This is a genomic window from Pseudoalteromonas aurantia, assembly GCF_005886875.1.
In the GTDB taxonomy this organism is placed as follows: domain Bacteria; phylum Pseudomonadota; class Gammaproteobacteria; order Enterobacterales; family Alteromonadaceae; genus Pseudoalteromonas; species Pseudoalteromonas aurantia_A.
This window is the reverse complement of sequence record NZ_PNBY01000036.1, coordinates 126995-151817: the sequence shown is the minus strand read 5'-3', so window position 1 is coordinate 151817 and position 24823 is coordinate 126995. Positions and strand designations below refer to the sequence as shown.

At 40.9% G+C, this 24823-nt stretch carries 25 protein-coding genes; 9 read left to right on the top strand and 16 right to left on the bottom strand.

The genetic code is table 11. The annotated features are described in order from the left end of the window. Positions 1 to 172: 172 nt before the first annotated feature. The 10 genes from ybgF to aspS all read right to left on the bottom strand — a co-directional run bounded on the left by ybgF (position 173) and on the right by aspS (position 9956). Positions 173 to 925 (bottom strand): tol-pal system protein YbgF, encoded by a 753-nt coding sequence (ybgF, locus tag CWC18_RS09005; RefSeq protein WP_138675118.1) that lies wholly within the window; start codon positions 923 to 925, stop codon positions 173 to 175. 16 nt (positions 926 to 941) lie between these two features. Then, on the bottom strand, positions 942 to 1475 hold the full coding sequence (gene pal / locus CWC18_RS09000; RefSeq protein ID WP_119861338.1) for a peptidoglycan-associated lipoprotein Pal: 534 nt from the start codon (positions 1473 to 1475) through the stop codon (positions 942 to 944). Positions 1476 to 1513: 38 nt separating this feature from the next. After that, a complete protein-coding gene (gene tolB / locus CWC18_RS08995; protein ID WP_138590645.1) occupies positions 1514 to 2872 on the bottom strand; it encodes a Tol-Pal system beta propeller repeat protein TolB in 1359 nt (452 codons plus the stop codon). A 9-nt stretch (positions 2873 to 2881) separates the two neighbouring features. Continuing rightward, positions 2882 to 3823 carry a cell envelope integrity protein TolA gene (gene tolA / locus CWC18_RS08990; RefSeq protein WP_138675117.1) on the bottom strand — a complete coding sequence of 314 codons (942 nt, stop codon included), beginning with the start codon at positions 3821 to 3823 and terminating at the stop codon, positions 2882 to 2884. Beyond that, the gene (tolR, locus tag CWC18_RS08985) at positions 3823 to 4251 is read right to left on the bottom strand and encodes a protein TolR (RefSeq protein ID WP_138590641.1); all 429 of its coding nucleotides are present in this window, start codon (positions 4249 to 4251) and stop codon (positions 3823 to 3825) included. The genes tolA and tolR overlap by 1 nt, the downstream gene beginning before the upstream one ends. Continuing rightward, on the bottom strand, positions 4238 to 4942 hold the full coding sequence (gene tolQ / locus CWC18_RS08980; protein ID WP_138590639.1) for a protein TolQ: 705 nt from the start codon (positions 4940 to 4942) through the stop codon (positions 4238 to 4240). Before tolQ ends, tolR begins: the two co-directional genes overlap by 14 nt. Positions 4943 to 5873: 931 nt before the next feature. Continuing rightward, positions 5874 to 6881 carry a Holliday junction branch migration DNA helicase RuvB gene (gene ruvB / locus CWC18_RS08975; RefSeq protein ID WP_010365037.1) on the bottom strand — a complete coding sequence of 336 codons (1008 nt, stop codon included), beginning with the start codon at positions 6879 to 6881 and terminating at the stop codon, positions 5874 to 5876. Between the two features lie 6 nt (positions 6882 to 6887). Next, on the bottom strand, positions 6888 to 7505 hold the full coding sequence (ruvA, locus tag CWC18_RS08970) for a Holliday junction branch migration protein RuvA (RefSeq protein WP_138590637.1): 618 nt from the start codon (positions 7503 to 7505) through the stop codon (positions 6888 to 6890). Between the two features lie 6 nt (positions 7506 to 7511). Then, a complete protein-coding gene (gene ruvC, locus CWC18_RS08965) occupies positions 7512 to 8033 on the bottom strand; it encodes a crossover junction endodeoxyribonuclease RuvC (protein ID WP_138590635.1) in 522 nt (173 codons plus the stop codon). Between the two features lie 132 nt (positions 8034 to 8165). After that, on the bottom strand, positions 8166 to 9956 hold the full coding sequence (gene aspS, locus CWC18_RS08960; RefSeq protein ID WP_138675116.1) for an aspartate--tRNA ligase: 1791 nt from the start codon (positions 9954 to 9956) through the stop codon (positions 8166 to 8168). A 183-nt stretch (positions 9957 to 10139) separates the two neighbouring features. On the opposite strand from aspS, the gene CWC18_RS08955 reads away from it, so the two are divergent. After that, positions 10140 to 10988, top strand: a complete 849-nt coding sequence (locus CWC18_RS08955) for a DUF72 domain-containing protein (protein ID WP_171041065.1) — start codon at positions 10140 to 10142, stop codon at positions 10986 to 10988. A 164-nt stretch (positions 10989 to 11152) separates the two neighbouring features. Here CWC18_RS08955 and CWC18_RS08950 read toward each other — a convergent pair whose 3' ends face one another. Continuing rightward, the gene (locus CWC18_RS08950) at positions 11153 to 11560 is read right to left on the bottom strand and encodes a GFA family protein (RefSeq protein ID WP_138590631.1); all 408 of its coding nucleotides are present in this window, start codon (positions 11558 to 11560) and stop codon (positions 11153 to 11155) included. A gap of 75 nt (positions 11561 to 11635) precedes the next feature. Between CWC18_RS08950 and CWC18_RS08945 the strand changes: the two genes are divergently transcribed. Further along, positions 11636 to 12142 (top strand): M48 metallopeptidase family protein, encoded by a 507-nt coding sequence (locus CWC18_RS08945; RefSeq protein ID WP_138590630.1) that lies wholly within the window; start codon positions 11636 to 11638, stop codon positions 12140 to 12142. 275 nt (positions 12143 to 12417) lie between these two features. Here CWC18_RS08945 and CWC18_RS08940 read toward each other — a convergent pair whose 3' ends face one another. Further along, the gene (locus CWC18_RS08940; RefSeq protein ID WP_010365029.1) at positions 12418 to 13101 is read right to left on the bottom strand and encodes a DUF3334 family protein; all 684 of its coding nucleotides are present in this window, start codon (positions 13099 to 13101) and stop codon (positions 12418 to 12420) included. Between the two features lie 115 nt (positions 13102 to 13216). On the opposite strand from CWC18_RS08940, the gene cmoA reads away from it, so the two are divergent. The 5 genes from cmoA to CWC18_RS08915 all read left to right on the top strand — a co-directional run bounded on the left by cmoA (position 13217) and on the right by CWC18_RS08915 (position 17632). Further along, the gene (gene cmoA / locus CWC18_RS08935) at positions 13217 to 13942 is read left to right on the top strand and encodes a carboxy-S-adenosyl-L-methionine synthase CmoA (RefSeq protein ID WP_138675115.1); all 726 of its coding nucleotides are present in this window, start codon (positions 13217 to 13219) and stop codon (positions 13940 to 13942) included. Between the two features lie 10 nt (positions 13943 to 13952). Continuing rightward, positions 13953 to 14921 carry a tRNA 5-methoxyuridine(34)/uridine 5-oxyacetic acid(34) synthase CmoB gene (cmoB, locus tag CWC18_RS08930; protein WP_138590626.1) on the top strand — a complete coding sequence of 323 codons (969 nt, stop codon included), beginning with the start codon at positions 13953 to 13955 and terminating at the stop codon, positions 14919 to 14921. A 311-nt stretch (positions 14922 to 15232) separates the two neighbouring features. Then, on the top strand, positions 15233 to 16285 hold the full coding sequence (gene purM / locus CWC18_RS08925) for a phosphoribosylformylglycinamidine cyclo-ligase (protein WP_138590624.1): 1053 nt from the start codon (positions 15233 to 15235) through the stop codon (positions 16283 to 16285). Continuing rightward, the gene (purN, locus tag CWC18_RS08920; protein WP_138590622.1) at positions 16285 to 16932 is read left to right on the top strand and encodes a phosphoribosylglycinamide formyltransferase; all 648 of its coding nucleotides are present in this window, start codon (positions 16285 to 16287) and stop codon (positions 16930 to 16932) included. The genes purM and purN overlap by 1 nt, the downstream gene beginning before the upstream one ends. Continuing rightward, positions 16877 to 17632 (top strand): DUF3108 domain-containing protein, encoded by a 756-nt coding sequence (locus CWC18_RS08915; protein WP_171041064.1) that lies wholly within the window; start codon positions 16877 to 16879, stop codon positions 17630 to 17632. The genes purN and CWC18_RS08915 overlap by 56 nt, the downstream gene beginning before the upstream one ends. Before the next feature lie 64 nt (positions 17633 to 17696). On the opposite strand, the gene CWC18_RS08910 is transcribed toward CWC18_RS08915, so the two are convergent. After that, the gene (locus tag CWC18_RS08910; RefSeq protein ID WP_138590620.1) at positions 17697 to 18461 is read right to left on the bottom strand and encodes a class II glutamine amidotransferase; all 765 of its coding nucleotides are present in this window, start codon (positions 18459 to 18461) and stop codon (positions 17697 to 17699) included. A gap of 346 nt (positions 18462 to 18807) precedes the next feature. Here CWC18_RS08910 and CWC18_RS08905 point away from each other — a divergent pair, with 346 nt between their 5' ends. Further along, positions 18808 to 20877, top strand: a complete 2070-nt coding sequence (locus CWC18_RS08905) for a tetratricopeptide repeat-containing sensor histidine kinase (protein ID WP_138590618.1) — start codon at positions 18808 to 18810, stop codon at positions 20875 to 20877. Positions 20878 to 20962: 85 nt separating this feature from the next. Continuing rightward, on the top strand, positions 20963 to 21133 hold the full coding sequence (locus CWC18_RS08900; RefSeq protein ID WP_138590616.1) for a transposase: 171 nt from the start codon (positions 20963 to 20965) through the stop codon (positions 21131 to 21133). A gap of 144 nt (positions 21134 to 21277) precedes the next feature. Here the strand turns inward: CWC18_RS08900 and CWC18_RS08895 are convergent, their stop codons facing one another. From CWC18_RS08895 to CWC18_RS08885, 3 genes are read right to left on the bottom strand one after another with little or no spacing between them, the layout of a single operon-like run. Next, on the bottom strand, positions 21278 to 22411 hold the full coding sequence (locus CWC18_RS08895; RefSeq protein WP_171041063.1) for an ABC transporter permease: 1134 nt from the start codon (positions 22409 to 22411) through the stop codon (positions 21278 to 21280). Continuing rightward, positions 22411 to 23145, bottom strand: a complete 735-nt coding sequence (locus tag CWC18_RS08890; protein ID WP_138590611.1) for an ABC transporter ATP-binding protein — start codon at positions 23143 to 23145, stop codon at positions 22411 to 22413. Before CWC18_RS08890 ends, CWC18_RS08895 begins: the two co-directional genes overlap by 1 nt. Next, entirely contained in the window at positions 23142 to 24671 is a 1530-nt protein-coding gene (locus tag CWC18_RS08885) for an alpha/beta fold hydrolase (RefSeq protein ID WP_138675114.1), read from the bottom strand. Before CWC18_RS08885 ends, CWC18_RS08890 begins: the two co-directional genes overlap by 4 nt. Positions 24672 to 24823 lie beyond the last annotated feature (152 nt).

Here is a 24823-nt window from a genome sequence, read left to right as displayed (position 1 = left end):
ACCAACTGAGCTAATGACCCACTTAGTTGCAGCAGTTTGGTTTTAACCAATCGCCTGCTGCGGGCGCTTATAATACTTATTTAAAAAATGAGTGCAACTTAAATACGTAGTTTTTTTGAGTTTTTATGCTTAAGCGCTTAATTTTAAACCACAGTGGCAAAAAATCGAGCTTTTAAATCTTAGATAAACGCTCGGTGGCCATTTTTGCAGCCGTTGTGCTTGGGTATTCATTTAGCAATGTCGTCAAAATAGACTTAGCTAATTCTACTTTTCCCTGCTTTTCATAGAGCGTACCCAGTTTTAACATTGCCTCAGGGCGTTTATTTGAATCAGCAAAATTATCTACCACTGTTTTAAAATGGCCAATCGCATTTTCATCGTCATTTTTAATTGATAAAAGCTGCCCCAACCAATAATGTGCATTAGGTATATACACCGATGTTGGGAAAGTGGTCAGAAATGACTGGAACTCAGGGATCGCAGCATCATAACGCTTATCTTTCATAATTAGCGCTACAGCTTTGTCGTACGCTTCATTTTCAGATAGGTCACTACTAACAGCTTGAGATGAATCTATCACCACCTCAGTGGCTACCGAGCTGCTCGCTTGCTCATATACCTTAGACACGCGGTTTTCTATTTCTTGGTATAATTCACGTTGGCGCTGTAACACTTTCTCAAGCTTATAGCTCTGCTCTTCGGTAACACCACGTACCTGACTTACTTCGTCTTGCAATAAGCCTAACTGCTGCTGTAACTCGACTTGTAATAGGTTGCGGGTCTTCATCATACTTTCTAACTGCGCAATGCGTTGCTCTAAAGACGATTGCGAGTTTGCAGCCTCAGAAACAGGAGCGGGAGCAGCCAAAATTTGGGTGCTCCCGCTCAGAATCATTATGGCTGCCAATAGTTTCTTTGGCTTCATAATATCTCTTATCAAATTAGTATACTAAAACCGCACGACGGTTCTTAGCAAAAGCTTCTTCAGTGCGAGACTTCACCATTGGTTTCTCTTCACCATAGCTTACTACTGAAATTTGGTTATCAGACACACCTAAGCTTTGTAAGTATTTAGCAACTGCTTTACCACGGCTTTCACCTAGTGCAATATTGTACTCTGGCGTACCACGTTCATCAGCGTGGCCTTCAACCAATACTTTTACGCTTGGGTTCTTAACCAAGAAGTCAGCATGTGCTTGTAAAAGCTCAGCGTAAGCACCTTGTACTGTTGATTTATCAAAATCAAAGTAAATGATCTGCTCTTGACGTAATGCTTCATACTTCTCACGAAGCTTTTCTTCTGCTGATTTAACACGTGAAATCGTGTTTACATCAACGTTATTATTTTCTTGGGATGTTGCTTGGTTACTTTCATTTGCAGCACCTTCATCTACACTTGAAGATGAGCTACACGCGGCTAGCGTCATTACTGGCAACGCCACTAATAGAGCTTTTAATGTTTTGTTAAGTTGCATCGAGTATATTCCTATATCTTAAAATCTAACCAGCAAAATTACTGTAAAAATGGCGACCAAGCTGGAGCTTTCACTTGCCCATCAGAAACCGGAAGTCGCGCTTTAAAACGCCCATCCATAGACACTAAAGCCAATACCTGCTTGTTGTTATGCAGCGTACTATAAATAATCATCGAGCCATTTGGCGCTATGCTCGGAGATTCGTCCAGGCGAGTTCTTGTTAAAACTTGAAATAGCCCAGATCTCAATTCTTTTTTAGCAATATGATATTTGCCAATGGTACGATTTACCATTACCAAATGCTTCCCATCGGGTGTCACTGATCCTGCTAAATTCATATCGCCGTCAAAGGTAATACGCTTTGACCTACCAGTTTGTAAATTTAACTTATAAATCTGGGCATTACCACCCCTTTCAGACGTATACACAATTTCTTTGCCATTTGGGTGCCAACTTGGCTCAGTATCTATGCTACGGTGACGTGTTAAACGACGCTCTTTGCGTGTTTGTAAGTCATAATGATACACCTCTGTGGCACCACCTGCATCTTTAGAAAGTACAATTAGCAACTGCTTTCCATCAGGAGAAAACTGCGGTGCGCCATTTATTCCCGGGTAACTCGTGATGAGATCTCGCTTACCTGTATAGATATCTTGCACATAGATTTGTGATTGGCGATTTTCAAACGTAACGTATGCTAGTTTGTTTGCATCAGGTGACCATGACGGCGACATTAAGGGCTCTTTTGAACGCAATAACACCTGTTCGTTAAACCCATCATAATCTGCAACAACTAACTGGTAAGGCTTATCATCTTCGTCACGAACAATCACATAAGCAATTTTTGTTCTAAACGCTCCGCGTTCTCCTGTCAATGATTCATATACCACATCGCTTATTTGATGTGCATACTGTCTGAATCCATCGCTAGATATTACACTTTGTCTTGCTTCTTGTACGTGATCTTGGCTTTTCATTAATTGGCCATTGCTCATCATACGCGTTTCACCACCCGTAATTTGTGCTCTGATCACATCAATCAATTCATATTTAACTAAGTAACGCCCACCAGGTTGCTGTACAATTGCACCAACAATCACCGCTTCAACCCCTTTATTTACCCACGCAGTATAATCTACCTCTGTATCTGTGCTCGGTAACTGAGGCAACTCGGTAAATGAAAGAGGTTTGAATTTACCGCTTCGCGTTAAATCAGCAGCGATAACTTCACTCACTCGCATAGGCTTTTGACCAACACCTTCATATTTAAAAGGAACAATGGCAATCGGGCGTGCACTATCCACGCCTTCTGTTATAACAATCTCAAGCGCCGCATGGACGACGCCTGACATGCCAAAAGCAACAAAAACCAACAATGCTTTTAATCGGTTGAACATAAACTTCCTTTATAAATTAGGTTTAATTGTTAAATTAATATTTTTAAGCTGTTCAAAAACATCTTTCTCTTTTGAGACTGGCAGTGTATCAGCCATTCTCACAGCACGTAGCGCGGCTTCGCATACTAACTTATCACCGCCTAAGGAGCGTGAGTCAGTCACCAAACCATTAAAGCCTAGACGAATATTGACTCGGCATTGTTTGCCTTTCATCTTTTCATCAATTAACAAGTTTGCCTGTATCCGCTGCATGATCAGTGCTTTGTATTTATCAACCTCTGATAATACCTGCTGTTTACGTATTTTATTACGCGCGGCCTGCTCTTTTGCTAACTGCTCTTGCATTAATTGCTCTTGTAAGGCCTTTTGACGGGCTTTTTCTGCTGCCTCTGCTTTACGTTTTTCTTCTACCTCCCGGCGCTTGCGGGCATCTTCAGCTTTTTTAAGCGCATCTTCTTCCGCTTTGCGTTTATTCGATGCGGCTTTTGCTGCTTTTTCTGCTGCTAACTTTTCAGCGCGTGCTTTGTCGGCTTGAGCGCGTTGCTTTTTCTCTATTTCACGGGCTTTTTTGGCTTGCGCTTCGGCCTTTTTCTTCTCGGCTACTTTCGCTTTACGCTGCTGCTCTAGCTTTTTAATACGTCGAGCTTCAGCTTCTCTATCTTTGCGTGCTTGACTCGCTCTGCGCTCTAAATCTCGAATGCGCTTTTCTTCCGCCCGCTTTTTATTCAGCTCTTGCGTTTTAAGCTCTGCTATTTTTTTCTCAACAGCAGACTGATCGACAGAAATAGCTGAAACAACCTTTTCATCTAAAGGCTCAGTAACTTCAGGATTTAATGTCACTTCCATCACAGCAGGTTCAGGCGTATGAAAATTTGCCGAAGCGAATAATATTCCGGCCAAAGCAAAATGTAGTACCAGCGACTTTAAAATACCGCTTTGTAATGCCCCCATTAGCCCTCCTCAAATGATTTAGTCATCAGGCCAACCGAGGGCACGCCCGCATTTTTCAAGAAATCCATAAGAAGAAGTACTTCCTGGTAAGACACTCTACCCGAGCCTTTTATCATCACTGGGGTGTCAGGGTTTTGTTGTAATTTCAATTTAATAACCGCAGCCACTTCAACCGCATCCATCGGCGCCTCAGGATCAGTACCTACACTGACAAAATATCGTCCTTGTGAGTCTATCGAGGCTATTATCGGCGGCGCATCTTTAGTTTTGACTAAATCTGACTCTTGCATTTGCGGCAAGTCCACTTTAACCCCATGCGTAATGAGCGGTGCAGTGGCCATGAATATGATCAAAAGTACCAACATCACATCGATGTAGGGCACCACATTGATCTCTGCGACTGGGCGACGTTTTTTACGCTGATACATGTTGCTTTACCTCAGCAGAACTTGCGGCCTGACGATGAAGTATATTGGCAAACTCTTCCATAAAGTTAATATATTGAGTTTCAAGTTTCTCAACGCTCTTAGCAAATTTGTTATACGCCATAACCGCTGGGATGGCCGCAAATAGACCCATTGCTGTGGCAATCAAGGCTTCAGCAATACCTGGCGCAACCATTTGTAGCGTTGCTTGTTTTACTTCACCTAACGCAATGAATGCATTCATGATCCCCCACACAGTACCAAATAACCCAATATATGGGCTTATTGAGCCAACAGTCGCTAAAAACGATAAACTTGATTCTAGTTTTTCCACTTCACGAGATAACGCGACGCGCATAGAACGATGTGTGCCTTCAATAACCAGTCCTGTGGACTGTGTGCTTTGCTTTTTATGTCGAGCAAATTCTTTAAAACCAGAGACAAATAATGCTTCTAGACCTTGCGGGTTAACTGCACGGGCTGTTACTTCGTTATACAGTTTACTTAAGTCCATACCGGACCAAAATTTTTGCTCAAACTTTTTCGCATTGTCCATTGCGTTTGAGATAATTGATCTACGCTGAAATATGATGGCCCATGAGGCGATTGACATACCAACAAGTGCCAACATCACAAGTTGAACTAGCACACTGGCTTTTAATATAAGATCAATAAAATTTAGTCCCGATTCCACGTTATTATACTCCTAAGAAATGGTGTGTCGGCTTTGTCTTGCGCTATAGCCGGTTACAACATTGACTGTAAGCGACTATAAAGGTTCAGTTAGTTTACCGACACATATCTGTGCTGACAATCTCATTACCATGAAATTACGGTATTTGGCGATAAATACGCTAAAAACACACTAAAACGATATACAGAACCTTCACATAGTTAATTCAACAAATATTAGCCCTGAATAATAAACGCGTATTTATGAATGCTAGCTGCATAAAACTCACAGTTTATGCATAATTCACGAATAAACCACCAAAAACCAATTGGTAATACCAATTAACAACAATTAAACTAATAATAAGAATACAATCAGAAAAAATAAAAAGCCATTAAAAACATGAATTTAATAATTAACTACGACTAAATAAAAACAAACTGGCAAAGTAAAAAAACGCTTCGGATTAGTTTTATTAATTTAAAAAAATAATTTTTCTAGCTTGATGAATTGCCAAAACCTATTTAATATACACCCTGTACTGAGCACACAGCATCTATTATGCAAAAGCACAGTTGTTAGCAATAGGATTCTGATTTGTCGTATTGCTGTGATAAGAGCGCTTAGGATAAAACCAACGTTAACTTATCAAACCCTGGATTACTTCCTTCAACTTGTTGTTTTGCCCGCATTTTTTGCGGGCTTTTTTTTGCCTGAAATTTATATGAATTATAAAAATATAAGGCTGCTCGACACTGAAAGTGTCTAGCCACAACATAAAACACTTGTCTGCGATTGTTTGAAAAAGTGCACAGTGTAAGTAGAATTTAACCGTGGAAATCATAAGAGTGCTTAATGGTTCACGCAGTAACATAAGTGTTGAGAGAGCTTATAAAGCAAAAACTCAGCATATGCTGAGTTTTATAGATTTTAATCGATGACTAAAAGGCTATTATGATTCAGGTACCGCTAAGTCAAAATGAAGATACGCTGCATTTGATGCAATGCGCCCTCTTGGCGTTCTCTGTATAAAGCCTTGCTGGATCAAAAATGGCTCAATGACATCCTCAATGGTTTCTCGCTCTTCGCCAATGGCTGCGGCCAAGTTATCTAGACCAACTGGCCCACCCATAAACTTTTCAATAATAGCCAATAAGTATTTGCGGTCCATGTAATCAAACCCTCGCTTGTCTACATCAACCATCTCAAGCGCAAGATTGGCTATCTGTGCACTTACTTTACCGTCACTCTTTACTTGTGCATAGTCGCGCACCCGGCGTAATAAGCGATTTGCAATACGGGGCGTACCACGAGACCGACGCGCCACTTCATCTGCGCCCTCAGGGCTTATACCTAAATCAAGGTAAAATGCTGAGCGAGATATAATAGTCGACAGATCCGATACTGAATAAAACTCCAATCGCTGTACAATACCAAAGCGGTCACGTAAAGGTGATGTAAGTGATCCTGCTCTAGTCGTTGCACCAATTAAGGTAAACGGCGGTAACTCTAACTTTATTGAGCGTGCAGCTGGCCCTTCGCCTATCATAATATCTAACTGATAGTCTTCCATTGCGGGATATAATATTTCTTCAACTTGTGGGCTCAGCCTGTGTATTTCATCAATAAATAACACGTCACCTTCTTCAAGGTTAGTCAATAAAGCCGCCAGATCTCCGGCTTTTTCAAGTACCGGGCCTGAAGTCGCTTTAATATTTACATCAAGTTCATTTGCCACAATATTTGCAAGGGTTGTTTTCCCTAACCCTGGAGGGCCAAAAATCAACAAGTGGTCCAGCGCCTCTTCCCGTGAACGAGCCGCTTCTATAAAGATGGCCATTTGCTTTTTTACATGATCTTGACCTGTATAATCAGCAAGTAATTTCGGTCGAATTGCCCTATCAACACTGTCTTCATTGCCTTGTACTTCAGGCTCAATTAATCTATCTGCTTCTATCATGCGTTATCACATCATTGACTTAAGAGCTTCTTTTATCAGTGTTTCCGTCCCCATATTAGGTTTTGACACTGCTTTAACCGCTTTTTGTGCTTGTGCTAGTTTATAGCCTAAAGCCAGTAATGCAGCAACTGCATCATCAGCTGGCGTATCCTGAACCGTTGGGTTTTCTTGTGGTGCAATCACCGCGCCATCACTAAACGGCGTTAGTAAATCATGACCAAAATTCTTGAGTCTGTCTTTCATCTCAAGTACCAAACGTTCCGCCGTTTTTTTACCGACACCAGGGATCTTCACCAACGTCGTGGCGTCTTCATTGTTAACACAGTGGATAAACTGCTCCGCTGACATTCCCGATAAAATAGCCAGCCCCAATTTTGGTCCAACGCCGTTGGCTTTTATTAACTCTCGAAACAAGGCGCGTTCTTTTTTATGATTAAAACCAAACAATAATTGCGCATCTTCTCTTACCACAAAGTGCGTATACACTGCAGTTTGCTCACCACAATTCGGTAATTCATAAAAACAGGTCATCGGCATCTGTACTTCATAACCAACGCCAGCGACATCAAGTAATATTTCTGGCGGCTGTTTTTCTAATAAAATTCCACTGAGTCTTCCAATCATCTATTTTTACCTCAATCTACGGCGTACAGTTTTTGTTGCACTACCAGCAAGACGAATTAAGCTTTGCTCAGAATGAGCATGGCAAATCGCAATAGCCAAAGCATCTGCGGCATCAGCTTGGGGGGTACCAGGCAACTTTAGGATACGCTTCACCATTTCTTGAACTTGTTCTTTTTTCGCGCCACCATTACCAACCACCGCTTGTTTAACTTGCCTTGCCGAATATTCATGTACCGCGATATCCAGCATGGCAGCGGCAACAATCGCCGCACCTCGGGCTTGACCAAGCTTTAAAGCGGAGTCTGGGTTATGGGCCATAAACACCTGTTCAATTGAAAAACTATCTGGTTGAAACTGCTCTACCAACTGTGTCACCCCCTGATAAATCATTTTTAAACGAGTCGGAAAATCAAACTCCCCTATTTTGATACAGCCACTGCCCAAATATTGAAATTTACTGCCTTGGTGCACGATAACGCCATAGCCTGTAAATCGAGAACCCGGGTCAATGCCCAAAATAGTCGCCAAAACATAATCCTAAATTGTTTTTTTGCATCATGCCAAAATACTGTATGAATTACCAGTTAAATACTATAGCAGGTATAAAAAAGACGACCATTTATAGTCGCCTTTTTCTTGCGTTATAGTCGCATATACGTATTACTCACCGTCTGATTGCACGACTTCTTTTTCAACTTTAGCCACTGCAATCGCTAACTCTTTTAAAGAGTCTGGGTTTACTAAACTTGGCGCATCAGTCAATAAACAAGATGCTTGGGTTGTTTTAGGGAATGCTATCACATCACGGATGTTATCAGTGCCACATAGCAACATTACCAAACGGTCTAAGCCAAATGCTAAGCCAGCATGTGGTGGTGTACCGTACTTAAGTGCATCTAATAAGAAGCCAAACTTATCTTGTTGCTCTTGCTCTTCTATGCCTAAAATTCTAAACGCTGCTTCTTGCATATCCGCAGTATGAATACGCACAGAGCCACCGCCCACTTCATACCCGTTGATGACCATATCATACGCATCAGAAATTGCTCTTGCTGGTGCTGACTCTAGCGCTTCAGCTGTAATACCTTTTGGTGCAGTAAACGGGTGATGAACCGCATGCAAAGTCCCTTCATCATCTTCTTCAAACATCGGGAAATCAACAACCCATAATGGTGCCCATTTGTTTAAATCCGTCAATTCTAGGTCTAGCCCTACTTTCAAACGAAGTGCACCCATAGCCTCATTAACCACATTACGCTTATCGGCACCAAATAACAGGATGTCGCCAGTTTGTGCGTTAGTGCGCTCTAACAAACCATTGATCACCTCTTCATTTAAGAATTTAGCGATAGGCGATTGAACCCCTTCAATACCTGCATCACGGTCATTCACTTTCATCCAAGCAAGACCTTTGGCACCATAAATACCCACAAATTTCGTGTATTCATCAATTTGCTTACGAGACAGTTTGGCGCCACCTGGAACCGTTAATACCGCTACACGACCTTTTTCATCGTTAGCAGGCGCAGCAAGTACTTTAAATTCAACGTCTTTAACTAAGTCAGCAACGTCTATCAGCTCCATTGGGTTACGTAAGTCTGGTTTATCAGAACCGAAACGGCGCATCGCTTCGCTGTAAGCCATTACCGGGAATGCACCTAGGTCAACGTTAAGTAGCTCTTGCCACATTTCTGTTACTAAACGCTCAGTCACCGCACGTACTTGATCTGAACTCATAAACGATGTTTCTAAATCGATTTGAGTAAATTCAGGCTGACGGTCAGCACGTAAATCTTCATCACGGAAACATTTCACAATTTGATAATAGCGGTCGAAACCTGACATCATCAGTAATTGTTTAAACAACTGTGGTGATTGTGGTAAAGCGTAAAAGCTACCTTTATGAACTCGGCTTGGTACTAAATAATCACGAGCACCTTCTGGCGTAGCTTTGGTAAGTACTGGCGTTTCTATATCAAGGAAATCATTACCATCTAAGAAACGACGAACAAAGCTACTCGCTTTTGCCCTTAGCTTAATGCGATCGCTCATTTCTAAACGGCGAAGATCTAAATAACGGTACTTTAAACGGCGCTCTTCAGAGTTTTGCTGATTAAAGTCCAGTGGCAATGGCTCTGAACGGTTAATAATATTTAAGCTAGTGCCTAATATTTCAACTTCACCGGTTGCCATATCTTTATTTACTTGGCTATCAGGGCGCGCTCGAACAGTACCTTTTACTTGTACGCAAAATTCTTGACGAAGTGTATTAGCAGTATCCATTAACCCTTCCACTTCTGGGTCAAATACTACCTGCACAAGTCCTTCACGGTCACGTAGGTCGATAAAAATTAAGCCGCCCAAATCACGACGCTTATTTATCCAGCCACATAACTCTACTACTTCGCCAACATGGCTTTTATTTAAGTTCCCACAATATATCGAGCGCATAATATTCCTGTTAGTCAGCTACACTAAAATGCAGCCAATAAGGTTAATTTGAAAAAATTACCGCCAATTATATAAAATTCCCCCTTAAAGTCATCCTTGATCGACATAAGTAAGCAAATTTCCCAACGATTAATGTGTTTTGATACAATTAATACACTTATTCGTTATTGGATCGCGCATTTTATGCTTTATATAGGTTGCCCTCAGTGGAGCTCAGCACATTGGAAAGGCCGGTTTTTCACCCGAGACTGCCAGCCAAAGTACATGCTCAGCCAGTACAGCCAAATTTTTAATTCTGTTGAAGGCAACACTAGCTTTTACGCCGATCCATCCCCTGAAACGATCTTAAAGTGGCAAAACAGTGTGCCTAAACACTTTAAATTTACGTTTAAGATCCCTAGACGGTTTTCTCATGATATGGCATTAAAGAATTGCCAAAGCGATTTACTAAAATGGTTAAAACTCTTTGAACCGTTGTTTGAAAATATTGGGCAAATTATGCTGCAACTACCCAAAAGCTGCAGTCCTGACTATCTTGACACTATTCGAGACTTCAGCCGCCTCCTGCCGCGTAACCTGCCCATTGGTATTGAAGTGCGCCATCTTGGTTTTTTTGACAAAGCGGACAATGAAACTAAATTCAATCAATTTTTAATCGCTCAAAACCACAACCGGATCATGATGGATACTCGACCGCTATTTAGTGAACTACCGCTTACGGAAGCGATTATCGACGCACAAAAAAAGAAACCGAAAGTACCTTTACATGTTATTTCAACAGCTCAAGCACCAATCATTCGATATGTTGGCTGCTCAGACTTACAAGCTAATAAGCAGCTATACCGCCCTTGGTTAAATAAAATTCGACATTGGTTAGATGAAGGTAAAACACCCTATTTGTTTTTTCATACCGCCGATAATTATGATGCGCCGTTGCTTGCGAAACAATTTATCGCAGATCTGGCACATCCAGCTGCAACTTTAGGTGAGTTCCCTGCAGACCTAGAACCAAGCCAAACTCACTTATTTTAACCGTAGGTGTATTTAAAAAAGAGGATCTTTGGGCTCTCAAGTGAACAAATTTAAGTTAAGAAGAAACTAGCGTTAAAAGCTTACACGCTTAAAATGATTGCACACGAGCAACTGAGTGAATATATTTGAGTCTATTGAATATGCGGAGCCCTTTATTCGGATCGCTAACCTCGACCGGGTTCGAAACGTTCGTACCGGGGCAATTGTGCATCTAAATTCTCCCAATCAGCTTTTGATGTAACAAAATTATGTGACATAGGCCTTTCAGCAATTGGAGTATCTAAAATCCCTAAGCGAAGTCGAACTTTTTGGGGATTTTCCCTGCTTGAACTATAGATAGGAGATGCACAATGGCGACAAAAATGGCGCTTGCGACCAGGCTTAAACTCAAAGTGTGTGATGTCTTCTCGCCCTTCCACTACTTTAAAAAAATCAGTCTCTACAAACCCATTCGTAGCGTACGCGGTACCTGTTGATTTACGGCACAAAGAACAATGGCAATGAATTATATCTGTGATCGGCCCACGAACTTCTACTTTTACGACCCCACACAAACAACTCGCTTTATACATACTTTTTCAAACTATTCGGATCCTTGTTGCGCATTAGCATATAATAACTATCACTTTTAGCCTAACGAGTTTTTTATGGATTTTAAGCACTACTTTCAGCATTATCCTGAAAACATACAACAGCAAGTGTCACAATTAATTAACTCTAATCAGTTGGCAACTTATTTTAAAAATAAATATCCGACCCCACATCAACTTAGATCTCAAAAACAGTTATTTGAATACACCAACGAATTTAAACAGCGTTACCTAAAGAATGCGCCAAAGTTATCTAACGTTGCCTATAAAAAGCAGAAGGATTTAGTTAAAAATGCGTTGGGTACGCATACCTTTAAAAGCCAGCAACATGGTGGAAAACTCAAAGCTAAACATGAAATTGCAATTGCAGACCAACTAAAATATGCACCAGAACCCTTACTTAAACTGTTAGTTGTGCATGAATTAGCCCACTTTAGAGAAAAAGACCATAACAAAGCATTTTACCAATTGTGCTGCCATATGGAACCTGAATACCATCAGCTAGAATTAGACTTACGCCTATTTTTGGTATTACAGCATCAAGAAATGAGTTTCTACGAGTAGTCATTTCTATTAGATGACTGAGTACTGATAAATAACCAAATAAAAGCGCTAATGGAGAATATTAACCACGTACACATCATAATGTGTTGCAATAGTGCGGAGGAAAATAAAGGTATCGGGAAAACGAAAAGCTGTCTTCACATCACATAAAGTTCAATACAACTTTTAGATGCTTTAACAGCTTTAAATATCATAGCGGCTTTAAATGCAATCGAGTTCTAATTGGTTATGCTAAATTAATATAAACGAATCAGCACACGATAGAGATCGCAGGTTTATAGACCTAACTCAGCCATAAAGTCATCATCGCTTACGTCAGTCGCTTCAGACGCAGCTGCTTTTTTTGCTTTATCATCACTGGCTTGATTAGCAATAATATCATCAGGATCAACAGCCTCAGCAATATCAAAATCATGCAGTTTAATGAACTCAGTTTTGTCCATGGCCAATTCTAAATAAAAAATATTTTGGTTCTGAGTTGTAAATGTCACACGACGAGCTTGAGGTCTGTCCATCGTTGTATCGACCGAAATTTGTACTTGTTTATTAATTGCCATCATCTTAGGTTGATTTTGTGTAATTGACGTATGCAATTGACTACGCACTTTACCAGTAAAGTCACCCACAATCTGGTTCATGAGCTCACCCATCACGTTAGAAACATCATCTGATAAATGGCTATGCGCTATTTCTTCTTCTGGCATCCCCATGTTACGCATATAGTCATGATAAATTTCCATTGCTGACTGCGCGGTAAAATTTGTCACTACTAACCCTGTAAACCCACCGTCAAACAACACAAAACAACCAATGTCTGGGCGCATACATGTTCGCGTGATTTTTTGAACCATTGCTGAGTACGCAATTTGATTGCCACTTGCGGAAGACAATACTTCAGTCACCGAGTTGCACAATGTGGATAGAATATCTTCTGTGCTAATTACTTTATTTCTCGCCATTTTTCATCTCTTTTATACTTCTTTTCATTAATAGTAGCCAAGCTACTGAAATTATCACTGACTATCCAGTATAAAATGTTAAAATAACCAGATTATTTAGAAAGAGAGACAAATTGTGACTGGCACAGACAGTATTTATGCCACTGAGCAGCAAATAAAAGATTTTAGCTTTGACGAAAACGTGGTCGAAGTATTTCCTGATATGATCCAACGCTCAGTACCTGGTTATGCAACCATTGTTAGCACTATGGGCAAGCTCGCGGGACAATACGCACAAAGCAATTCCAATTTATACGACTTAGGCTGCTCATTAGGCGCGGTCACGCTAAGTATGCGTCGTAACATCGAAAAACAAAACTGTGAGATCATCGCCGTTGATAATTCAAAAGCCATGGTCGAGCGCTGTCAATTGCATTTAAAAGGCTTTAAGTCCGACGTACCTGTCAACGTCGTTTTAGGTGATATCACTGAATTAGAGCTTAAAAATGCCAGCGTAGTCGCACTCAACTTTACCTTACAGTTTATTCCTCAAGAACAACGAGAAGACGTACTTAAACGCATATATAACAGCTTAAAACCGGGTGGCGTATTGTTGCTGAGTGAAAAAATTAAAGGTGAAAATGAGTTAACTGATAACCTACTTATCGACCTTCATCACGATTTTAAACGTCATAACGGCTACTCTGAATTAGAGATAAGCCAAAAACGCACCGCCATAGAGAATGTAATGCGACCGGATACCCTGTCTACCCATCTCGAACGACTAAACACTATTGGTTTCAGTCAAACTCAGGTTTGGTACCAATGCTTTAACTTTTGCTCACTTGTTGCCATCAAATAACGGAGTCATCATGAATTCTTGGTTTACCGACTTTTACGCAGCCATTGCCAAAACGTCTCTCAGTCATTGGCTAGAAACGCTGCCAGCACAACTGAGCCACTGGCAAAAAGAAGCACAGCACGGCGACTGGCCGAAGTGGGAAAAGGTTCTAAAAAATCTGCCTGAATCAAACTCTGAGCATATTAATATTACCGATAAAGTTGAGTTTGGGTTAGCTGAGGAGTTATCCGATGGGCACACTAAACAATTAACCCATTTACTAAAAAAGATGATGCCATGGCGAAAAGGCCCTTTTCATATTCATGGTATCCATATCGATACAGAATGGCGTAGCGACTGGAAGTGGGACCGATTAGTCGAACATATCTCTCCGTTAGACGGACGCAGTGTGCTTGATATTGGCTGTGGCTCAGGGTACCACCTGTGGCGTATGCGTGGTGCGGGTGCAAACTTCGTTGTTGGCATTGATCCTTCCGATCTATTTTTATCTCAATTTCAGGCGATCAAGCACTTTAACCCTGATCCAAACGTCCATTTATTACCACTGGGTGTTGAACAGCTACCGGCGCTCAAAAGTTTTGATACGGTATTCTCTATGGGCGTACTCTATCACCGTCGCTCGCCCATAGATTTTCTATCTCAATTAAAAGCGCAATTGCGCCCTGGCGGGGAGCTTATTTTAGAAACCTTGGTCATTGAAGGCGATGTGAACACTGTACTCGTGCCAACCGATCGCTATGCTAAAATGCGCAATGTGTGGTTTATTCCTAGTACCGCGGCACTGACCCTCTGGCTAGAACGTGTCGGCTTTAAAAACGTGAAAGTGGTCAATAATGATGTGACGTCACTTGATGAACAACGTCAAACACCTTGGATGGAAACTGAATCATTAGCGGATTTTTTAGATCCAAATGATAAAACGAAAACCATTGAAGGATACCCTGCGCCTCTTCGTGCAATACTGACTGCACAAGCATAACAGCTAAACTAAAATACGCGTAAACCTGCCTTCCTCGTATTTACCATCAATTTAAGTAAAAGGTTTTATATGCATTTATCAATCAGCGCATATAAAACCTCTCTCGACTGAACCCGCAGCTAAATCATCAATATACCGTTTCTCTATTTCATCATTAACTTACTGTTATTATGAGCAAACACTCTCTATTTGAAGACGAATCATGGCTTGCTGATGGGATCTGTCATATTTACGCTAGCCGCCCCTAACCAATTGTTGTAAAATACGCGCGTTTCTAAGCAATCCATATAGCAATTTTTTGAGGAAAACCCGTGAGCGATCAAAAACAGTCTCTTAGCTACAAAGACGCAGGCGTAGATATTGATGCCGGTAATGCATTAGTTGAGCGCATTAAAGGCGTAGTGAAAAAAACTCGTCGTCCAGAAGTAATGGGCGGGATCGGTGGTTTTGGCGCACTGTGCGAACTTCCTACTGGTTATAAAGAGCCTGTATTAGTCGCTGGTACTGACGGCGTAGGCACTAAGCTGCGTCTAGCGATTGACCTAAAAAAACATGACACAGTAGGCATCGACCTTGTTGCTATGTGTGTAAATGATTTGATTGTCCAAGGTGCTGAGCCCCTATTTTTCTTGGACTACTATGCAACTGGTAAACTCGATGTTGATACAGCCGCTGACGTCGTAACCGGTATTGGTAAAGGGTGTGAGTTATCAGGCTGTGCACTTATCGGTGGTGAAACTGCTGAAATGCCAGGAATGTACGAAGGTGAAGACTATGACATGGCTGGTTTCTGTACTGGTGTTGTTGAAAAATCTAAAATCATTGACGGAACTAAAGTAGCGGCTGGCAATCAATTAATCGCACTTGCCTCAAGTGGCCCTCACTCAAACGGATATTCTTTAATTCGTAAAGTACTAGAAGTCTCTGGTGCTGATACAAATGCTGAATTTGAAGGTAAAACATTAGGTGAACACCTACTTGAGCCTACCCGCATTTATGTTAAGTCAATTCTTGAATTGTTGAAAGACGTAGACGTTCATGCTCTTTCGCATATTACAGGTGGTGGCTTTTGGGAAAATATTCCACGCGTATTACCTGAGTCAGCAAAAGCAGTCGTTAAAGGCGATAGCTGGGAATGGCCAGCAATATTCAACTGGTTACAAGAAAACGGTAACATCAGCACGCACGAAATGTACCGTACATTTAACTGTGGCGTCGGCATGATCTTAGTTGTTCCTGCTGACAAACTAGCACAAAGCCTTGACGTACTTAATGCACAAGGTGAACAAGCATGGCACATTGGTGAAATTCAAGATGCAAATGCAGGCGAAGAGCAAGTCGAAATCGTTGCTGGTAAAAACTAATGACGCGATCTCGCTTAGTTGTATTGATATCTGGTAGTGGCTCAAATTTACAAGCCATTATAGATGCTTGCCAAAACAACGAAGTTAATGGCGAGATTTGCGCCGTGATCAGCAATAAAGCTGATGCATATGGATTGGTCAGAGCTCAAAATGCAGGAATAGAAACCGCTATTTTGAGCCATAAAGATTATCCATCTCGTGAAGACTATGATATTGAACTTGCCGCATTAATTGACTCATTTAATCCAGATTTAGTTGTATTAGCTGGATTTATGCGTATTCTAACCCCACGCTTAGTGCAAAAATTTAAGGGAAAAATGTTGAACATTCACCCTTCTTTGTTGCCTAAGTATCAAGGGCTGAATACCCATCAAAGAGCAATAGATGCAAAAGACGATGTTCATGGTGTAAGCGTACACTTTGTGACAGAAGAGCTAGACGGTGGTCCCGTTGTATTACAAGCCAAGGTACCTATCTTGGCAGATGATACAGCAGATACCCTCGCTAAGCGCATTCATGAACAAGAGCATGTTATCTATCCTCTGGTGGTCAAGTGGTTCAGCGAACACAGACTAACAATGGAAGCAGATTATGCCGTTTTTGATAACCAACCCCTTCCAGCTCAAGGCGCAGCGTACCCAGAATAAAAAAATTGGCGCTTGGCTTGTCGGGTTAAGCGCTTTCTTTTCTTTTTCATTATTTGCCAACACCCTCACCCCCTACCATGCAGAGTACCAAATACTTCGTAAAGGCTCTGTACAAGGCTCAGCCACTCGAGATCTTAGTAAAATAGATGAGAATACATACCAACTAAAATATCAAAGTGATATCAAGTGGATGATTTTCAATGACAAACGTATAGAAACATCCATGTTTACGTTTGATGATAATCGCGTACAACCTATTCATTACGATATGACTCGTAGCGGGACCGGCCCAGATAAAGAATACACAGTCAGCTTTGATCACACGAAAAAAACCATCAGTTCAAATAAAAAGGAATATCCTCTCGATATTGCTTGGCAAGCTGAACAGCAAGACGCTCAAACTTATCAAATACAACTACGCCGCGATATTAAAGCGGGTAAAACTAAGGTGAGCTATCCGATTGTAGATAAAAAAGGAAATCAACGTAATTACGACTTTGAAGTTGATGGCCACGAAACCATTACCCTACCTATCGGTAACGTAAAAACAGTCAGAGTCAGAAGGTTATATGATAATAACAAGCGTCAAGCCACAGTATGGCTCGCACCAGAATATAGCTACATGTTAGTGAAAATGTACAAAGGCAAAGAAGGGATAGAGCAATTTCAAGTACACATGACGAAATATGACGTAAAGTAACCTCAATCCGTGCCACAGATTAAAATCTGCGGCACGGTTTATGATGTAAAATTATGCACTAAGCCTAAATTTTTTCTCCAAGCTTAAATAATACAAATTCACCTGGTTCCATCTTTTGCCATTGCTCATCATTCGTTAACGGCCTTGTTGCAATAACACTGACAATATCATTTGGTGTAGTTTCTTCTTTAAAGTCCACCACCATATCAGCATCGATCAACGTGGCCTTACCAAAGGGCGCTCTGCGGGTAAGCCAGTGCAAATTGTTCGTACAATACGCCAGTACATACACCCCGTCAGTGAGCAACATATTGAAAACGCCTTTGTCTTTCAATGTTTCCGCTAATTTAGCTGCATATCGAAAAACCACCGCGATATTTGAAGGTTTTTTTGGGTATTTTTCTCTGATCTTATCTAAGAGCCAACAAAATGCAAGCTCACTATCTGTATTACCAACAGGGCGATAAAATTCAGGTTTTAAATCATTATAGTTAGACAGTTGCCCATTGTGCGCATAAGTGATCTCTTTTCCCCATAATTCACGAGTAAACGGGTGGGTATTTTCTAAACATACTCTGCCACGGTTACCTTGGCGAATATGACTAATGACCGAGACACTTTTTATAGGGTATGCTTTAACTAATTTAGCAATCTCTGACTGACAACTTGGCTCTGGGTCTTTAAACGTTCTACACCCCTTACCTTCGTAAAACGTGATCCCCCAGCCATCTTTATGAGGCCCTGTATTACCACCGCGCTCTAGTAACCCTGAAAAACTGAAACATATATCTGTTGGTACATTCGCAGACATACCCAATAACTCACACATTAATTAGAAACCTTTAAATTCAATAAGCCGACGGGATAAATACAAGAAAACCATATTTTGAGTGCTTAGCATCAGTACTTGCATTCATACTCAAATACTAACCCAGAACTCAATTATTATTGTTTCGTATGTAGGATACAAAGGCAAGTAAATTGATAGGCCTTGAAAGCCGATAAAGATCAATACCGAAGCTAACACCTCATGCTCTTTTAATAAGTGATTCATACCCTGTTCTTCTCTGATGAGGGCCACTTCAGTATATTCCATGCTTGACCATCTTCGACTCGAAAAAGATCCAATCTTAACTAAACTCATACAAGTCATAACGCTGTTAACGGTTTCTTAAATGAAAGAATGTAGTCGTTTTGTTAGTCTTTACACCCTAATTATTATTTGCGCGTCTTTTTACACTGTCGCGAAAATGCCTGATAATGATTTTAATGCCTTACGCATGCAGGTCAGCGCAGCGAACAAAAGCTCACCTTTAGCTGGCATTACTAAGGTAGATGAGTTATTGGCATTACATAGTGAGTCTCTTGCGCCATCACAGCACATTCGATTACTCTATTTAAAGTCTTGGTATCAAATCAATGCTGATCGAATAAAAGAAGCGATGGCAACCTTGGCAAAAACGCGTTTATTAGCCACAAAAATCAAAGAGCCAGGGATCCTATATAGCTACTACAGTATATCTGCTAGCGCATTCTCAAATGTGGAGCTTTATGAACTCGCACTAGAAAACAATTTGAAAGCATATGACATAGCCCCAGTACTAAATCGCCCTGAGTTTATCCATCAAACGGAGAATAACATTGGCCATATTTATTTAAAATTAGGTTTAATAGATGAAGCTGAAACTTATTTTAAACGTTTCTATGATTCAGCTGTAAAACTGAATCAGCCATCTCAACAAGCCACAGGGCTCAATAACTTAGGGGAAGCTGCCTTTTTAAAGGGAGACTTCAATAACGCACATTTACTACACCAAAAAGCATTAACGCTGCGACGTAAACATAATTATGAATATCACGAAGCCTGGTCACTCTATAATTTAGGCCGTGTTTATACAAAGCAAGCTCTTTATATAAAAGCAGAACACCACCTAAAACTAGCCATCGATAAATGGCATGAACAAAGTGCTTTTTCAAAAGCACTCCTACCAAAACTTGAATTAGCTAACGTACTTATACAACAAAAGCACTTTAATCAAGCACGTTTGTTAATAGATGAAATCATCGGGGCAGCTAAAACATTCCAACTATTTACGCCATTGCAAAAGGCACAACTACTTAAAAGCCAACTCGCACGTCAAATAGGAGAACTGAACGATGCAATCATAGCACTCGACGAATATAACTTAAGCGCAAAAAACTTTGCAAATAAACAAGCCTCAATAGGCCTAGCCTATATGATTTCACAAACCGAATTACATACCAAAGAAACCGCTTTGCAACAGTTAGAACAACAACATCAATTAACACTCACAACAGCAAAAGCACAGCGTCAAAGAACATGGATACTTCTTCTTAGTGCACTTATTATCATTCTTATTACATCCATATTTATCTACCGTTTAAATAAACGTAAACATCAATTGCAACAGTTAATAATACGCTTAGAAAACACCCAAGAGAAATTGATTGAGTCTGAAAAAATGCGTGCTATGACAACGCTCGTGTCTGGTATGGCTCATCAATTAAATACCCCCCTAGGTTTGGTGATCACTGCTAATTCCACATTGCAAGCTCAAATAAAAACATTAACTCATGAATTTTCTGAGCATAAGCTCACACAAAGCAGAATGGCTGAATTTATTGGCGGTTCAACAGAGCTATTATCACTGGCCCAAAATAACACTGAAAAAGCCGCAGACCTTATCCAGCGATTCAAAATGATGTCAGCCAAACTGCAGGTCAGCGAGCTTACAAGCTTCGAACTAATCCCTTTTTTAAGAAACACCGCTCTTGAGTTAACCACATCGCAAACCCCGTCAATTATATGTAATATAACTGGCTCTGATATAACAATCACCAATTACAAATCTGTTTTGTTAAAGGTAATGGCGCAATTTATAGAAAACTCTATTAAGCATGGCTTTACAACAGCTTCAGCACCCACTATTCAAATTCAAGTCACTAATGCATTAGATCACTTCGTCACAATCCATTACAAAGACAATGGCATTGGTATAACAAATACAAACCGTAAACAAGTGTTTGACCCCTTTTATACAACTCGCTTAGGTGAAGGTAGTCTTGGACTTGGCCTTAATATTATTTATAACTCAGTTGTACATATTATGCGTGGGCATGTCACATGTATTGAAGACTCGAACGGTGCCTACTTTGTTGTCAATATCCCTATTGATGTACAAACTGCAAGTTCCCACGACTCAGAAGACTCTGCTCAATTGTAATAAAATACGGCGTTGTTTCCTAAATAATTGAACTTCTTTGGTTTGATGCGTTCAGATCATTAAATGCCTTAACCCATGATGCAAAATGAAGAAGAAAATTAGGAATTGGTCACAGTACAATCGTGCTTTAGTTCAACGCGGTAACATCAATATTTGGCTAAGTGAGAATACCATCTCAAAGTGGCAAAATACCGAAAAACACGGAGGCCGCGGTCGTTCAAATCGCAATAATAACGCTATGACACCTACCCATTAATAATGTTGATATACAATGCCTCTGTAAAACCAACCCCAACTTAATGACAAGTTATCCACTTTTTCTGTGGATAACCACAGCATAAAAAAACGCAGCCTAAGGCTGCGCGTTTCTATATTTTACGGGTAAAAGCTATCTGGTTCATTACAAACCAAATACCACCTTTTCACTTTTTAGCATACGACTACTCAGCCAGCTAAATAAACCAAACAATGCCAATGTAACAAGCGTTGATATAAACAATTGCGGCCAAGGTAATGCGTTGCCTTTAATAAATTCAATCATGGCATGTTGCTGCGCTGCAATTGGCAACCACTGCACGTATTCTGTTGCAATATCATAGGTCGTCACCATGCTGAGTCCCATAGGCACAAATAGCACCATAGTGACGTAGGTTTGCGCCTCTTTAAATGACTTAGCCATAAAAGACACAAATACTTGTAAACTGGCTGACATTAACGCAATTGGCAAACCAATCACCATACATAACAGCATAAAGTCAAAGCCGATATTGACACTAAAACCAAGCTGCTGCCAAGGTACCAAAGCATACGCAAATTTTGACACCACCAAAATAATTGCAAGACCAAGCATTGAAAAAGCAGCAATGGCAGCTGACTTTGCTAAAACCACCTGCATACTGCTAAGCGGGTGACTTAACAGTAACGCCAATGAATTGCGCTCTCGTTCGCCAGCACTTGTATCAATTGCCAAATTCATCGCGGCATAAAATAAAGTAAGCACAATAGACAAGGTTGCAATACCTAAAAACATACCCCCTTTCGACTCGGGTGTTGCTTGATCATGTACTTGTACATTCACCGCTTGCATTACTGTAGGGTCAATGCCTCGTGTAAGTAACCGAAGGCTGGCTACTTCGCTGTTATACCTCATAATCGCACGTTCTAGCTCAGTAATTGATTTTCGTAACTTGTCGTCGGACTTATCAGCAATTATTGTGACCTGCGCACTACGCCCTTCGCGCATTTTGTCTTGATAATCTGCACTGATTTCTAAGGTAATGGCTTTTACATCGTCATCAGTACTGTGGATGATCTCTTTACTCTCTAAATATTGTACCAATGCGGGCGCAGCATCTGCATTTTTAATGGTAATTTTTAGCTCATCTGGAGACGCAAACTGCTTGAGCATAATTGAAAATAATACACACATGATTATTGGTGAACCAATTGCGTAATATAAACCAGCCATCACTGAGCGCTTGTCTCGGCCTGCATCAAGTACTTCTTTTTTAAACAATACAGTCAGTAACTTCATTATGCTGCTATTCCTTCATCACTGCCGATCAACTCAATAAATGCTTCTTCCAATGTTGCTTTGCCTGTGCGCTCACACAGTAACGCTGGTGACCCCTCCGCCACAACTTTGCCCTTTGCCATAACCACTACATGATCGCACAACGCGGCGACTTCTTGCATTACATGGCTTGAGAACAACACACAATGCCCTTGCTCTTTCAGCAACAGCAATAGGTCTCGTAATATACGCGTACTCATCACATCGAGCCCGCGCGTCGGTTCATCTAAAATAACATTGGTTGGCTTGTGTACGATTGCTTGAGCCAGAGCCGTTTTCATATGCTGGCCTTGTGAAAAACCTTGGCAACGCCTGTCTGCTATATCATCCATCTGCAACTTAGATAATACATCTGCAGTCGCTGTCTTTGCATCCGTAGCGCTCATCCCACTCAATTGGGCAAAAAACTCAATATACTCACGCGGTGTTAAACGTTCATATAAACCACATGGATCAGGAAATAAGCCTAATTGTTGCTTTGCTTGCATAGGGTCTTTTGCGACGTCAATGCCATCAATCTCGGTGTTGCCGCTGTCAGCCTTAAGTAAACCAAACACAGTGCGTAAGCAAGTTGTTTTACCCGCACCATTTGGCCCAAGCAACCCAGTAATTTTCCCATTTTGCGCACTAAAATTAAGACCGTTAAGCGCATTTACGTCACCGATTTTTTTCGTTAAGTTATTTACCGATATCATAAGTCGCCACCTAGTTCTACTGAACTAATCTTTGTTTTTTGAGTTGAAACTGTGCCATTAAGATTCATAAAAAACTGTTTACGATTATCTTTTTCCAAGCAACTGACATCCAACTCCTGCACACTCTTTTTATCTATGAATTGACCAACTAACTTGGCTGCACAAGTTTGCGATACCACACCATGTGTTGCCGAAGGTGCAATCAAGTGTGTGGCATTTTTCATATTAACCATCGCCATCTCAGCCCACTCTGGCGGCGTCGCTGGATCAACACCACCTGATAACAACAAGGTCGGCGTTGTGGTATTAAGTGGCTGATAAAAGCGGCTATCAACTGGTTTCACTTGCCAAATGGGGCAACTAATATCAAGAGACTCAATCATCAATTTACCAAAATAACTTTGCATATCTTTTTCACGAGATGTTGCCGTTAAAAAAGGCCAGTCTTCACCGCACACGATGGCACTGTGCATGCCCATCGCCATACTATCAACCATGTCTGATGAAGATAATAATCCCACTAACGGTGAATAATTACCTGCAAGCGCTTCGCTAATCGTTAAAGGGATCAATGCACGAGTATGATGACTATACAGTGCCATCCTTATGGCAGAAAAAAACTTTAATTGCGTAACGACCAGTTCAGTTTTCTGATGAGTTCGAGGGTGCCTTACGTCAATCGTAACAGGAGAACGGTCTAACCTATCAAGTAAATTCACGAGTTGTTCGGACAATTTAGGATACTGCTTTTCACATTGCACGTCTGTGGTACAACGTTTAAGCAACGCATCGAGTGACATATCTATGGCATGACCAATTGCCGACAAACCCTGTTGCATTGGTGCAACGCCATCCAACGTACTGGTTAGCACCGAATCTGGAAATTGACGAGTATACTCTTGCGCTATACGCGTACCATAAGACACACCGTATAAATGTAACCCGGTATAACCCAAAGCTTTGCGAACTGCTTCAAAATCTTTTGCTGCAACAGGTGTGGTAAAGTGACTCAAATCAACCTTTATCTCAGATTTACAACGCTGAGTGTCTTCTGTAGCAAGGGTATTCATGTCAATCAATGCATCATTGAACGCAAACAGTGTCACCAAATCATCAGACTGACACTGTAATTTCAATGATTTGCCCGTCCCCCGTTGATCGACCAGTAAAATGTCACGGTTTTCACGAGCATATCGTAAGTTACGGTTAAATATTGCAGCTAGCTCAACCGCAGACTGCCCTGGGCCACCAGCAAAGCCTAATATAGCTTCTGTCGGGTGACTTTTTTTAATGGCTGGAATGACAGCAAAATGAATCTCTATTTCGCCTTCATTCGTTTCATACGATAACGGCTGTTTTATACTGCCACACAATAACCTGTCTGGCAGGTTTTCTATGTAACAGGGCGTTAAATCAATTTGAGAATTCGACTCAGTATCAGCTAAAACATGCTTATTTATGCCAAGTGACACTGTCAGTATTGTCAGATACAAGAGTCCTAACTTCATTTTTTTTATAAAGTGCATCAATCATTTTTCCTATTCGCATTTAGCGATAATAATGTCAACAACATCGCGTACGTTCCATATATAGACACGAAACGAGTTTACTTAGCACATCTTGTGATGTCAATTATACGTACTAAAGCCCTTTCCTATCATAACTTTTATTCGCAGTG